The sequence below is a fragment of the Pseudomonas sp. 14P_8.1_Bac3 genome, assembly GCF_025466085.1.
Taxonomy (GTDB): Bacteria; Pseudomonadota; Gammaproteobacteria; order Pseudomonadales; family Pseudomonadaceae; genus Aquipseudomonas.
Map to the genome: position 1 here is coordinate 1 of NZ_JANLOD010000002.1, position 13,231 is coordinate 13,231.

At 61.3% G+C, this 13,231-nt stretch carries 14 protein-coding genes; 1 reads left to right on the top strand and 13 read right to left on the bottom strand.

Going from position 1 to position 13,231, the window contains the following annotated elements; genetic code table 11:
- Nucleotides 1-54 precede the first annotated feature (54 nt).
- From NTD84_RS00335 to NTD84_RS00375, 9 genes are all read right to left on the bottom strand, one after another.
- Entirely contained in the window at nt 55-819 is a 765-nt protein-coding gene (locus NTD84_RS00335; RefSeq protein ID WP_262162628.1) for an ABC transporter ATP-binding protein, read from the bottom strand.
- 13 nt (nt 820-832) lie between these two features.
- Entirely contained in the window at nt 833-1,951 is a 1,119-nt protein-coding gene (locus NTD84_RS00340; protein ID WP_262162629.1) for a succinylglutamate desuccinylase/aspartoacylase family protein, read from the bottom strand.
- Nucleotides 1,952-1,977: 26 nt separating this feature from the next.
- Entirely contained in the window at nt 1,978-2,688 is a 711-nt protein-coding gene (locus tag NTD84_RS00345; protein WP_262162630.1) for an ABC transporter permease, read from the bottom strand.
- The gene (locus NTD84_RS00350; RefSeq protein ID WP_262162631.1) at nt 2,685-3,413 is read right to left on the bottom strand and encodes an ABC transporter permease; all 729 of its coding nucleotides are present in this window, start codon (nt 3,411-3,413) and stop codon (nt 2,685-2,687) included. The genes NTD84_RS00345 and NTD84_RS00350 overlap by 4 nt, the downstream gene beginning before the upstream one ends.
- A 56-nt stretch (nt 3,414-3,469) precedes the next feature.
- A complete protein-coding gene (locus NTD84_RS00355; protein WP_262162632.1) occupies nt 3,470-4,252 on the bottom strand; it encodes a transporter substrate-binding domain-containing protein in 783 nt (260 codons plus the stop codon).
- Nucleotides 4,253-4,469: 217 nt separating this feature from the next.
- On the bottom strand, nt 4,470-6,158 hold the full coding sequence (locus NTD84_RS00360; protein ID WP_262162633.1) for an ATP-dependent DNA ligase: 1,689 nt from the start codon (nt 6,156-6,158) through the stop codon (nt 4,470-4,472).
- Nucleotides 6,155-7,189 (bottom strand): ligase-associated DNA damage response exonuclease, encoded by a 1,035-nt coding sequence (locus NTD84_RS00365; protein ID WP_262162635.1) that lies wholly within the window; start codon nt 7,187-7,189, stop codon nt 6,155-6,157. Before NTD84_RS00365 ends, NTD84_RS00360 begins: the two co-directional genes overlap by 4 nt.
- Before the next feature lie 179 nt (nt 7,190-7,368).
- Nucleotides 7,369-9,819, bottom strand: coding sequence for a penicillin acylase family protein (locus NTD84_RS00370; RefSeq protein ID WP_262162636.1), 2,451 nt, complete (start codon nt 9,817-9,819; stop codon nt 7,369-7,371).
- Between the two features lie 136 nt (nt 9,820-9,955).
- Nucleotides 9,956-10,600 carry a glutathione binding-like protein gene (locus NTD84_RS00375; protein WP_262162638.1) on the bottom strand — a complete coding sequence of 215 codons (645 nt, stop codon included), beginning with the start codon at nt 10,598-10,600 and terminating at the stop codon, nt 9,956-9,958.
- A 146-nt stretch (nt 10,601-10,746) separates the two neighbouring features.
- On the opposite strand from NTD84_RS00375, the gene NTD84_RS00380 reads away from it, so the two are divergent.
- A complete protein-coding gene (locus tag NTD84_RS00380) occupies nt 10,747-11,298 on the top strand; it encodes a cysteine hydrolase family protein (protein ID WP_262162640.1) in 552 nt (183 codons plus the stop codon).
- Nucleotides 11,299-11,445: 147 nt separating this feature from the next.
- On the opposite strand, the gene NTD84_RS00385 is transcribed toward NTD84_RS00380, so the two are convergent.
- The 4 genes from NTD84_RS00385 to NTD84_RS00400 are packed head-to-tail and all read right to left on the bottom strand — an operon-like array spanning nt 11,446 to nt 13,171.
- A complete protein-coding gene (locus NTD84_RS00385) occupies nt 11,446-11,655 on the bottom strand; it encodes an SEC-C metal-binding domain-containing protein (protein ID WP_007906737.1) in 210 nt (69 codons plus the stop codon).
- On the bottom strand, nt 11,652-12,146 hold the full coding sequence (locus NTD84_RS00390; protein WP_262162641.1) for an LEA type 2 family protein: 495 nt from the start codon (nt 12,144-12,146) through the stop codon (nt 11,652-11,654). The genes NTD84_RS00385 and NTD84_RS00390 overlap by 4 nt, the downstream gene beginning before the upstream one ends.
- 46 nt (nt 12,147-12,192) lie before the next feature.
- Complete coding sequence (locus NTD84_RS00395; protein ID WP_262162642.1) at nt 12,193-12,669, bottom strand: YchJ family protein; 477 nt, start codon at nt 12,667-12,669, stop codon at nt 12,193-12,195.
- 4 nt (nt 12,670-12,673) lie between these two features.
- On the bottom strand, nt 12,674-13,171 hold the full coding sequence (locus tag NTD84_RS00400) for a DUF6231 family protein (RefSeq protein WP_262162643.1): 498 nt from the start codon (nt 13,169-13,171) through the stop codon (nt 12,674-12,676).
- Between the last annotated feature and the right edge of the window lie 60 nt (nt 13,172-13,231).

A 13,231-nucleotide genomic window follows, 5' to 3' on the forward strand; every position in this document is an offset into this window, starting at 1 on the left:
CAAAATCCACCCCCCCCCCCCCCCCCAACCCCGGGCTCCTGCAGGGTCGGCGTATTACTTGAGATTGCCGCTGAGGAACTGCTTCAACCGCTCGCTCTTCGGGTTGCCCAGCACGTCTTCCGGCGCGCCTTCCTCCTCGACCAGTCCCTGATGCAGAAATAGCACCTGACTCGACACCTTGCGGGCGAAACTCATTTCGTGGGTCACCATGATCATGGTCCGGCCTTCTTCAGCCAGGCCCTGGATCACTCGGAGCACCTCGCCGACCAACTCCGGATCGAGCGCCGAAGTGGGTTCGTCGAACAGCATCACTTCCGGTTCCATCGCCAGGGCGCGGGCAATCGCAACCCGTTGTTGCTGGCCACCGGAGAGGAACGCCGGGTACTGGTCCGCGACCCGTGCCGCCAGGCCGACCTTGTCCAGATAACGGCGAGCACGGTCTTCGGCTTCCTGCTTGCTGCAACCCAGCACCCGGCGAGGCGCCATGGTGATGTTTTCCAGCACAGTCATGTGGCTCCACAGGTTGAAGTGCTGGAACACCATGGCCAGGCGGGTGCGGATCCGTTGCAGTTCATCGGCATCGGCCACGTGCATGCCGTGGCGATCCTTGATCATGCGGATGTTCTGGCCGTCCAGGCTCATCGAGCCGTCGTTGGGTTGTTCGAGAAAGTTGATGCACCGCAGGAAGGTACTTTTACCCGAGCCGCTGGCGCCGATCAGGCTGATGACGTCGCCCGTGTTGGCCTTGAGGGAAACGCCTTTGAGCACATGGTGATCGCCATAGCTCTTATGCAGGCCTTCGATGGTCAGTTTGTACATGGGGCATGCATCCTCAAGGCGAAAGTAGATAACCGCTGCGATAGGCTTCGGTGCCCGCGACGTGGGCGATCACCATGCCGGCAGTGGCCATGCGCCGTAGCGAGCGGGCGTACATCAGCCCGGCGACGGTGCAGTGAATGGGGGTGACGCGATCGTTGATCGGATCGATGACTTCGGCGATCAGTTGCCCGGCTTCCAGGTGTTCCCCCGGCAGCGCGGTGAACACCAACAACCCGCCCACGGGCGTGGCCACCGGTTCGACGGCGGCCAGCGGCGTGGCGGGATACGGCAGTGTCGGCAAAGGCGCCGATACGCCGGCAATCGCCCCGAAGTGAATCAGGTAGTCGAGCAGCGCCTGGCAATCAAGGCTGGCCAACGGATGATTGACGTCGCCCTGGCCGCGCAATTCGACCGTGACTGAAAAACCGCCCAATGGGATGTTGAAATGCTCGCCGAAGCGTTCTTTCAATTCCCACCAGAGCAGGGTGAAGCATTCGTCGAACGACTGACCGCCAGAGTCAGTGGCCAGCAGGCTGGCTTCGGCACCGATGTAGCGCGCCAGGGGCTCGACCTGCGGCCAGGCCTCGGGCGTGGTGTAGAGGTGCGCGACCGCTTCGAAATCGCAATGCAGGTCCAGCACCATGTCGGCATCACAGGCCAGGCGCTGCAGGATCAGGCGCTGGGATTGCAGTTGCGTGCTGGCGCTCTGCCGCGCGAGCGCATGGCGCAGGCTGCTGCGGATCAGTTCGAGGTTATGGTGCGGGTCGTCGCTGAGCTGGCCTTCAATCTCGTTGCCGACTTCTTCGCTAAGGTCGACGAACCAGCGGTTGAAGTTCTGTCCGCTTTCCAGTTCGTAGCGGCCCAGCGGCACATCCATCAGCACTTGTTCGAGGCCGATCGGGTTGGCCACCGGCACCAGCACGATTTCGCTGCGCAGGCGGCCGGCGGCTTCAAGCTCCGCCAGACGCTGCTTGAGGTGCCAGGCAACCAGCATGCCGGGCATTTCATCGGCGTGCAGGGACGCCTGGATGTAGATCTTGCCTTTGGCCGACTGCGGGCCGAAGTGGAAGCTGTGAATCTGTCGTGCTGTCCCCGGCAGCGGGGCCAGCAGGTCATGTTTCTGGTGGCGCATTTGTCTTATTCCAGGAAGCTTGGGCCCTAGTGCGTCGGCCCGAGGAAGGCCAGCCATCGGCGTTCGGCGAGGCGGAACAGTCCGACCAGCGCAAAGGTAACGGTCAGGTAGATCAGCGCGGCGATGCCGAACGACTGGAAGGTCAGGAAGGTCGCCGAGTTGGCGTCCCGCGCGACTTTCAGGATGTCCGGGATGGTTGCGGTGAACGCCACGGTGGTCGAGTGCAGCATCAGGATCACTTCGTTGCTGTAATACGGCAACGAGCGACGCAGGGCTGACGGCATGATCACGTAGGCATACAGCTTCCAGCCGGTCAGGCCGTAGGCCTTGGCCGCTTCGACTTCACCATGGTTCATGCTGCGGATCGCCCCGGCGAAAATCTCCGTGGTGTAGGCGCAGGTATTCAGGGCGAACGCCAGGATGGTGCAGTTCATCGCGTCGCGGAAGAAGCTGTCGAGCAGCGGCTGTGCCCGCACCGCCGCCAGGCTGTAGATCCCGGTGTAGCAGATCAGCAACTGGATATACAGCGGCGTACCGCGGAACAGGTAGGTGTAGAACTGCACCGGCCAGCGAATGTAGAAGTGCGGCGACACCCGGGCGATGGACAGCGGGATCGACACCAGAAAACCAAAGAAGATCGAGGCGCTGAGCAGCCACAGGGTCATGGCCAGGCCGGTGATGTTGTTGCCGTCGCTGTAGAGGAACGGTCTCCAGTATTCCTGCAGAAGTTCGATCATCGTACGGCCTCCCGGGCACCGGCGGCGTAACGGCGTTCAAGCCAGCGCAGGATGACGTTGGAGGCACTCGTGATCAGCAGGTAGATGACGGCCGCCAGCACCAGGAAGTAGAACAGTTGATAAGTGCTTTTGCCGGCATCCTGGGCGGCCTTGACCAGGTCGGCGAGGCCGATGATCGACACCAGGGCCGTGGCCTTGAGCATGACCATCCAGTTGTTACCGATGCCCGGCAGGGCGAAGCGCATCATCTGCGGGAACACCACGATCCAGAAACGCTGGCCGCGCTTGAGGCCATAGGCCGTGGCCGCTTCGATCTGACCCCGTGGTACCGCGAGAATCGCGCCACGGAAGGTTTCGGTGAAATACGCACCATAGATGAAGCCCAGGGTGATGACCCCGGCGCTGAACGGGTTGATCTCGATGTATTCCCATTCCATTAAATCGGTGAACGACGTCAACCAGGTTTGCAGGCTGTAGAAAATCAGCAGCATCAGCACCAGGTCCGGCACGCCGCGAATCAGCGTGGTGTAGACCTGCGCCGGCACGCGCACCAGTTTGACTTTGGACAGTTTGGCACTGGCGCCGAGCAGGCCGAGCAAGACGGCCACCAGCAGCGACAACGCCGATAATTTGATGGTCATCCAGGTGCCTTCCATCAGCAACGGGCCGAAGCCCTTGAGGCTGAAGGCAGAGAGCCCCAGATTTTGTAAGAGGTTTTCGAACATAAATCAGCAACCTGATCGGATGAAAAAAGCGCCCATCGCGAGATGGGCGCCGGGCATTATTTGCCGCTGTACAGATTCAGATCGCCAAAGTGTTTCTTCTGAATGGTGGCGTAGGTGCCATCGTCGTGTAACGCTTTGATACCTTTATCCAAAAGTGCCTTGAGGTCTTTGTTACCTTTAGAGATACCGATAGCTGTTTTGGCTGGCAGCAGGGCATCGTCAAGCGGCTTGCTGACGTCGTAGTCGGCACCTTGTGGCGACTTCAAAAAGCCCAGTTCGGCTTGCAGCATGTCCTGGATGCCGGCGTCGAGACGACCGGAAGTCAGGTCGGAATACACCTGATCCTGGTTCTGATAGGCCTGGGTTTTCACCCCAGCCTTGTCCAGAACGGCCTTGGCGTAGGCTTCCTGGATGGTGCCTTGCTCGTAGCCAACGGTTTTGCCCTTGAGCGAAGCAACGTCGGCAGTGATGCCCGAGCCTTTCTTCGACACGTAGGCGGTTGGGCCGGAGAACAGTTCGCTGGAGAAGTCGATGACTTTTTCGCGGGCCGGGGTGACGGTCATCGAAGAGATCACACCGTCGAATTTATTGGCCTTGAGGCCCGGAATCATGCCGTCGAAATCGCTTTCGACCCATTTGCACTTGACCTTCAGCTCGGCGCAAATCGCGTTCCCCAGATCGATGTCGAAGCCCACCAGGCTGCCGTCGGCCGCTTTCGACTCGAACGGTGCGTAAGAAGGGTCAACGCCGAAACGCAGTTCCTTGTATTCCTTGGCCAGCGCGGAGCCGGCAGCCATGCACAACGCCAGTGCAGAAAGGGTCAGCAATGCTTTTTTCATTATTCAATCCCTAAAAACCAATATGAGCGCTTGTGGCGCAGAATTATTGTTACTGGAAAGCGTAAGACCCATTGAAAGTAGCAATTTCCGAACCAGAGTGCCGAACAAGTGTTTTAAAAGCGATTCAAGAAATGGCTGGGCGGGATTTATGCACGAAAACGGGCGAAGGGAAATAGCTGCACCAAATTCGAGCCTGTGACTCCTGCAGGAGCGCGTGTCAGCCAAGCAAATCCTGCAAAGTCGCGAGGTTGTCGGCCTCCTCGACGGTTTTGTCCCGGCGCCAGCGCAGCATCCGCGGAAACCGTACGGCAATCCCGCTTTTATGACGCTTGGACAGGGCGATCCCTTCGAATCCCAGTTCAAACACCAGGCTCGGCTTCACGCTGCTGACCGGGCCGAATTTTTCGACCGTGGTCTTGCGCACGATGCTGTCGACCTGGCGCATTTCTTCATCGGTCAGCCCCGAATACGCCTTGGCGAACGGCACCAACGTGCGCTCGCTGGCGTCGGGCGGCCCGTCCCACACGGCGAAGGTGTAATCGCTGTAGAGACTGGCCCGGCGACCGTGGCCGCGTTGCGCGTAAATCAACACCGCGTCGACGCTGAACGGGTCGACTTTCCATTTCCACCACACGCCCATGTCCTTGGTCCGGCCGACGCCGTACATCGCGTCCCGAGCCTTGAGCATCATGCCTTCGACGCCGAGGCTGCGGGAGGCTTCGCGCTGGCGGGCGAGGTCCAGCCAGTCTGTGCCGGTGAGCACCGGGGAGGGCAGCAACACCGGGTTGTTGCAGGTCGCGATCACCTGCTCCAGCTGGGCGCGGCGCTTTTCCTGAGGCTGGTTGCGCCAGTCCGCACCCTGCCATTCCAGCAAGTCGTAGGCGAGGACGACCACCGGCACTTCATCGAGGATTTTCTTGCCCAACGTTTTGCGACCGATCCGCTGTTGCAGCAGTGCGAACGGCTGCACCGCGGGTGTCGTGGGCGCCAGGGGATCGAACGCGTCTTCAGTGTTCGGCTGTGGGCTTTTCCAGACTACGATCTCGCCGTCGATCACCGTACCGTCGGGCAGGCCGTGGACCAGACTGTCGAGTTCGGGAAAACGCTCAGTGACCAGTTCTTCACCACGGGACCAGACCCACAGTCGCCCGTCGCGCTTGACCACTTGCGCGCGGATGCCGTCCCACTTCCATTCCACCTGCCAATGGCTGGCCGGACCGAGCAGCGTTTCGAACTGTTCGACCGGTTGCGACAGCGCATGGGCGAGAAAAAACGGGTACGGCTGGCCACCGCGCTGAGCATGTTCATCAGAGGATTCGGCGGCGATCAGCTTCTGGTAGCTGGCCGCGCTCGGGCGGTTGGACAGGTCGGTGTATCCCACCAGCCGCTGGGCCACGCGTTTGCTGTCGAGCTGCGCCATGGCGGCCAGGGCACGGGTGACCAATAACTTGGAAACGCCGACGCGAAAACTGCCGGTGATGAGTTTGATGCAGAGCATCAGGCTGGAGCGGTCCAGCTGCGACCAGAATTCGGGCAGGCGTTGCGCGAGTATTTCCGGGGCTTCGCCGCGCAGGGGCAGCAGCTTGTCTTCGATCCACACCGCCAGGCCGTCGGTGGAACTGTGAGACGCTTCGGGCAGGACCAGCGAGATGGTTTCCGCCAGGTCGCCGACCGCTTGATAACTTTCTTCGAACAGCCACGGTGACAGGCCGGAATATGCCACGGCGAGTTCACGCAGGACCCGCACCGGCACCAGTTGCCGAGGGCGCCCGCCAGACAGAAAGTACACCGCCCACGCTGCGTCTTCCGGCGCGGCTTGCGCGAAATAGTGTTGCATCGCCGCCAGCTTGGCGTTGCTCGACGTCGTCGCGTCGAGTTCGGCATACAGCTCGGCGAAAGCCTTCATGGCAACACCTCGGCGCGTTCCGGCTCGGCACTGGCGTTGTCTTCCTCATCGTCGCCGTATTCGGTGGTGAACCCTTGGGCGTCGAGGCCTTGTTCGCGCAAATGGCGGACCAGCACGGCCACGGAACCGTGGGTGACCATGACCCGTTCCGCGCCGGTCTGCGCAATCGCCCAGAGCAGGCCTGGCCAGTCGGCGTGGTCGGACAGCACAAAGCCACGGTCGACACCGCGCCGCCGACGGGTGCCGCGCAGGCGCATCCAGCCGCTGGCAAAGCCATCGCTGTAGTCGCCGAAGCGGCGCATCCAAGTACTGCCGCCGGCCGAAGGCGGCGCGAGGACCAGCGCCTTGCGCATCATCGGATCAGTTTTTTTGACGTCGCCGGCGTAGATCGTTGGCGGCAGGTAGACACCACTGTCGCGGTACACCCGGTTGAGCGGTTCGACCGCGCCATGCACCAGAATGGGACCGAGGCTGGCGTCGATGCCGTGAAGAATCCGTTGGGCCTTGCCGAAGGAGTAGCAGAACAGCACGCAGGCTTTGTCTTCAGCGGCATTGGCTTGCCACCACTGATTGATCTCGGCGAAGACTTGCGCCTGCGGCTGCCAGCGGTAGATCGGCAGGCCGAAGGTCGATTCGGTGATGAAGGTGTGGCAGCGCACCGGTTCGAAGGGCGCGCAGGTGCCGTCGGGTTCGATCTTGTAATCCCCCGAGGCGACCCAGACTTCGCCGCCGTATTCCAGGCGCACTTGCGCCGAGCCGAGCACATGGCCGGCGGGATGAAAACTCAGGGTGACGCCGTGATGCAGCAAGCGCTGGCCATAGGGCAGGGTTTGCAGGTTGATGTCCTGACCCAGTCGCGCACGCAGGATGCCTTCGCCGGGCGCGGCCGCCAGATAGTGCTGGTTGCCGCCACGGGCATGGTCGCCGTGGGCGTGGGTGATGACCGAACGCTCGACCGGCCGCCACGGGTCGATATAGAAATCCCCGGCCGGGCAGTACAAACCTTCGGGACGCGCGATAACAAGGTCCATGGATTGACCAGAATGGAGGACTTGTTAGCTATGAGATTGGCGCGAGGGCAGAAGTTCTATCGAGATGTACGGCGATCCCCTGTGGGAGCGGGCTTGCTCGCGAAAGCGGTGTATCAGACACATGAACGTTGACTGACACACCGCTTTCGCGAGCAAGCCCGCTCCCACAGGGCGTTGCGTTATTTCCCGGGTGTCAGCGTCAACCGCTTGGTCCCATACACCTTGTCGAAGTTCTGCGGCTGCATCGGCAAACTCACGTATTGCCCTTTCAGCCACGGTTCGACGCTGTCGAGGTAATTCGGGCTCGCCGGGTTGCCCGACTGGCCGGTGCCGTTCTGGCCCATCAACGGTTCGGCCTGGCCGAAGTCGACGATGAAGCGCATGGCCGGTGCCAACGTGGTGTTGAAATCCTGGCCCCAGGCAAACGCCGCCGTGTTCAGGGTCGTGTGATCGCCACCCGCCGCGACAGGACCGCGCACGGTTTGGCCATTGGCATTCTTCCACTCGTAACGGTGCAATTTGCCCCATTGCCAGGCCTTGTGATCGCCGCCCAACAGGCTGTCGCCCGTGGTAATGGCCGCCGCCAGGCTGCGGGCGAGAATCGCCGGTTTGTCTTCTTTCTGCGGTGTGCGCACGTCATCCCAGAAAGGGCTGTCTTCGCGGCCCAGCAGGTGATCGGCTTGCGCCGCGTAGGACAGCTGACCGTTGGCGATAAAGGCCTTCCACGCCGGGCTGCTTTGCGGGCCGAGCTCGTCGAGGAATATCTGCCGGGTGCTTTCCTGCAGGAATAATTCGTAGATCGCCGCATCGGCAGAGGTCGGTGCCAGTTTGCCGTCGAACGCCATCAGGCGGGTCAGCGCTTCCCGCGCCTTGCCGCGATCGGCCACCGGCAACGCTTCGATTGCTTGCTTCAGCGGCTGGGCCATACCCGGTGCTTCGAACATTTTTTTCAGTTTGGCGGCGAAGGTAGTGGTCTGGTCGTATTGCATGGCGATCAGGCTGCGGGTGTCGTGTTTGCCCACGCCGGCCAGTTCGGCCATGCGTTCGCCACGCTCCGGTGCCGCCCACGAGTTGGACAACTGCATGCCGTAGCCATGGGGAATGACCCGTTGGTTGGCCGTGCCGAGCCAGCCTTGGGCCGGGTCCTGATCGTAGGGGTGCAGCATCGGGTCGGCGTAACCGTCCCAGTCGTAGCGACCTTCCCAGCCCGGCGACGGCAGCAGGCCTTCGCCTTCGCGCCGGTTCGGGTAACGACCGGTGACCTGCCAGCCGATGTTGCTGGCGTCGGCGAAGACCAGATTCAGGGTGATCGCACGGATTTCCCGGCTGGCGTCCGAGGCTTTCTCGACGTTCTGCGCGCGGGACAGGTCGAAGAACGCGTCCAGCGATTTGTCATCGGCCAGGCTCGGTGTCTGCAACGCAAGGCCGAAGCCGTTGCCCAGCGCGGTGCCCTGGGCACTGTTGAGCAGCGGCCCGTGGCGGGTTTCATACACCGCTTCGCGAACCGGCCGCTGGCCTTTGATGAAATAGGTTTCGTTGCGAACGATGACCGGTTGCCATTTGCCGCATACTTCGTAGGTCAGGCCGTTGCCCTGGCGTTTGATTTTTTCCAGGAACAGGTCCTGGTTGTCGCCCATGACTGAGGTCATGCTCCACGCCACTTTGCCGTTGAAACCGCCCAGCACCATCGGCAAACCGGCGATAGTCACGCCGGACGCCTGGTATTTCGGTGCGCGGATCTGCACGTAACTGAACAGCGACGGCACCCCCAGCGGGCCGTGGCTGTCGCTGGCCAGCAGGCTTTTGCCGCTGCGGCTGCGTTGCGGGGCGATCGCCCAATTGTTCGAGGAGGTGGCGCCCAGCAGATTCAGCTCGGACAGCTGGCCGGTGGCTTTGCTGATTTCACTGAGGCCCGGAATGGCGCCGTTGAGCTTGAGGCCCTGCCATTTCTCGGCTTCGGCCACCGGCAGTTTTTCGTCAGGGGCGGATGGGGTCAGCCAAGGCAGTTTGTCGGTGCTGACAGTCTGGGCCAGCACCAGCGAGGCAATTTCCTCGGGCAGGTTGGCCGACTGGCTGAAGTTCAGCAGGCAGAAAATCAGCGCTGAATCTTCCGGCTTCCAGTATTCGGGCTTGTAGCCGCTGGCGGCGAGGTCGGCCGGCAGCTTGTCGCGGTAGCGGAACAGGTAGGCGTTGACCCCGCGGGCGTAGACCTCGAAGAAACGTTTGAGGCGCGGTGAAGAGGCCTTGTACAGCTCGTCGGCGCTTTTCTTCAGGTTGACGGCGCGCATGTAGCGGTCGGCGTCCAGCCGATCCGCACCGGACATCTCCGACAAACGGCCCTGGGCCAGCAGGCGCAGGGTGACCATTTGCGTAATGCGGTCGGTCGCGTGTACGTAGCCGAGCGTGAACAGCGCGTCGTGGAAGCTGTTGCTTTCGATCAACGGCATGCCCATGGCATTGCGTCGCACCGATACGTTCTGCGCCAAGCCCTTGAGCGGTTGCACGCCGGTGGTCGGCGGAAGAGTGTCCTGGGCGTCCCAGGTCTGACAACCGGTCAGGCTCAAGACACCGGCCACTGCTGCGGCAACGCCGAACCGGGGAAGAAAATGTGTGAGGGCTGGCGAGGCCATGGCAAAGCTCCTGCGGGGGGTAGCGTCAGTAAAGGCGCTACGTTAGTGAGCAGGAGAGGGCCGCGCAAGCGGCGGCGGGGTTATTTCTTTACCGGTGATCGTTCCCGCGCAGCGCAGGAACGACCTTCGAGAACACTCAGGACTTCGGCGGATTGATCTTCGCCGCCAAGGCATAGGCCTTCACCGTCGCCGGGCGGTTCTGGATGTGGGTGAACCAGCGCAGCACATTCGGGAAATCCTCGAGGTTCTGGCTCTGCCACTTGTGGGAAACGATCCACGGGTAGATCGCCATGTCGGCGATGCTGTATTCGTCACCGGCGACAAACGTGTGGTTGGCCAGCTGTTTGTCGAGTACGCCGTACAAACGTGCGGTCTCGTCGATGTAGCGCTTGATCGCGTAAGGGATTTTTTCCGGCGCAAACTGGCTGAAGTGATGATTTTGCCCGGCCATCGGCCCCAACCCGCCCATCTGCCAGAACAACCATTGCAGCGCCAGCTGACGACCACGCAAATCCTTGGGCAGGAATTGACCGGTCTTTTCCGCCAGGTACAACAGGATTGCCCCGGATTCGAACACCGATAGCGCCGCGCCCCCATCGGCCGGCTCATGATCGACGATGGCGGGAATCTTGTTGTTCGGGGAGATTTTCAGAAACTCAGGCTGAAATTGCTCGTTCTGGCTGATGTTGATCGGGTGGACGTTGTACGGCAGGCCGGCTTCTTCCAGGAAGATCGAGATTTTGTGGCCGTTGGGGGTGGTCCAGTAATACAGGTCGATCATGAAGTACTCCACATCAAGGGACGTCGTATGGGATGGACAGCAACCGTGGGCATCAGGTCGTCCTGTTTGCGATCGATGGCTTGCCTGTAAGAGGAGGTGATGCTGAAGTGCGTGAAATTCAATGACCTTGTGTGAGAAAAGTCGGCATGGAGCTCAAGACCAACGCGGCACTGATCATCATCGATCAGCAAAAAGGCATCCTCGAGCCGAGGCTCGGTCGGCGGAATAATCCCCAGGCTGAAGCGCGGATCCTTGACTTGCTGGGGCTTTGGCGACGCACCGGACGCCCGGTTATTCACGTCCAGCACCTGTCCCGTTCGCCGGATTCGGTGTTCTGGCCGCAACAATCGGGGGTGGAGTTTCAGGAGCGGTTTCTGCCATTGGCCGGTGAACAACTGATCCAGAAGCAGGTGCCGGATGCGTTTTGTGCCACCGGGCTAGAGGCGAATTTGCGTGAGGCGGGGATCGGGCAGTTGCTGATTGTCGGCGTTGCGACCAACAACTCGGTGGAGTCTACGGTGCGAACGGCCGGCAACCTGGGGTTTGACGTGTGGGTCGCGGAGGATGCGTGCTTTACCTTCGACAAGGCCGATTACTTTGGCCATGCGCATTCAGCGGAAGAGGTGCATGCGATGTCGCTGGGTAACCTGCAGGGTGAATATGCGACGGTCGTCAGCACTGCGCATATCCTGAATTAATCGTGCGTTTGCGGGCCTCTTCGCGAGCAAGCCCGCCCCTCATCGATCTTTTGTAAACACAAAATCGTGAACGACGCAGATCAAATGTGGGAGCGGGCTTGCTCGCGAAAGCGTTTCAACGGGCGAAAAAAATATCGGCCCGAAGCATCAAGCGCCGTGGCACTTCTTGAATTTCTTGCCATTGCCGCACGGGCAAGGGTCGTTGCGGCCGACGTCTTTCAGGGCGTTGCGGACCGGTTCCTGGTGCGCGTGGCCGCAGTTCGGGCCGTGAACGTGGCCATGGTCGTGATCATGGTGGTCGTGATGGTCATGATCGTGATTGCAGTCAGGGCCATGGACGTGGGGTTGCTGGGTCATCGGGTGTGCTCCGGAATTAAATCGGCGGCGATTATCACGCCATTACGCGCCAGGTGCACGTAGTGCGCGATGAATAAACCGGTTTCCAGTTCACCTTCCAGACGATAGGGGATGGGGTGATCGGTGTTTTTCAGCAGTTTCACCAGCTCCTTGACCTTTGGCCACAGGTTCGTCCGGATCGGCACCTTGAAGAAGCCGCTGCGCTTGGGACCGATGGTGAACCAGTGTTCGTGCTCGCCCTCGGCCAGCAGCATGTCGCCCAGATGAATCCGGTAGTCGAGCCCGCGCACCGTCAGGTCGCTGTCACCGGGATTGTCCACGCGAAAATACAGCATGAAACGTTGCTGCATCAGCTTGGCCTGCACGACTTCGACCTTCACCAGATGCACGGCGGGGTCCGGCTCATCGTCGCTGAACCAGGACGCGCAGCCGCCGAGCCCGAGGAACAGGAACAGGGTGAACAGATGCAGTGCATGCCGATGGGTGATCATGGTCGTCTTTCTCCCTTGACCCCAGTCTAGCCCTTCACGGATCACCTCAACTGCCGAAATATCCCGCACAACATTTCTTGAACTTCTGCCCGCTGGCGCAAGGGCAGGCATCATTGCGTCCGGCCTTGAGCGGCACGGTGGGGTCGATGAAATACCAGTGGCCGGCGTTCTGCACGAACGACGAGCGCTCGCGGTGACTGTGCTCGCCGCTGCCGTCGTGCCAGCGCGCGGTAAACGTCACGAAAGCATGTTCCGGCTGGCCGCCAAACACCTCGGAGCTTTCCACCTCGAGGCCCAGCCAGGTGCTGCGGGCGCTCCAGTCGCTGATGGACTGTCGATCCAGCCCGGCTTGCTGCGCGGGCAGGGTGGTCGCCACCAGATAATCGATCAGGCCCAGCACATAGGCGCTGTAGCGCGAGCGCATCAAGGCTTCGGCGCAGGGGGCCGGATGGCCTTCATGGTAATGGCCGCAGCAGGCGTCGAGCAGGGTGCCGCTGCCGCAAGGGCAAATGGATGTACTCATTGCGTTACCACCAATATTTCCCGAAGTTTTCCGGATTGGCCCAGAAGCGTGAGTTGAGCCAGTCGGGGACTTGTTTGTAGTCAAGCAGATCGTAGGTAAACAGGGTCAGCACTTGATCGTCGCGCTGGAAACGTTCGCTGGCTTGCAGGGCCAGGGAGAAGAAATCGGTTTCCTGCCAGCCGCTGGCCGGCAAGTCCGCGAGCACCGCAATGCGACTGGCATTGAGGTTGCGGATCCCGCCCAAGAGATTCAGACCGTCGCGTTTGGGTAAGTGTTCGAGGCAATCGACTACCAGCGCCAGGTCAAACCGCTGCGCCGCCAGCTCGGCCGGCAACGGCCCCGGCGTCGCATGCGCAACGGTGGTGTCCGGGTGCGCGAGCCTGAACGCCTCGAGCGCCGGGAATTCGCTGGCGCCAATCAGCAACAGGCGCGGCGGGGCGTAACGGTCGAGCAAAGCGGCGAGCGCCTGCTGCGGCGTGCGCGAAGAAATACCTGCAATCATCGAAGATCCTCAATCAGAGCGCCAAGACTAGCCTGCTCAAAGGCCCAGATATAGAGCCGC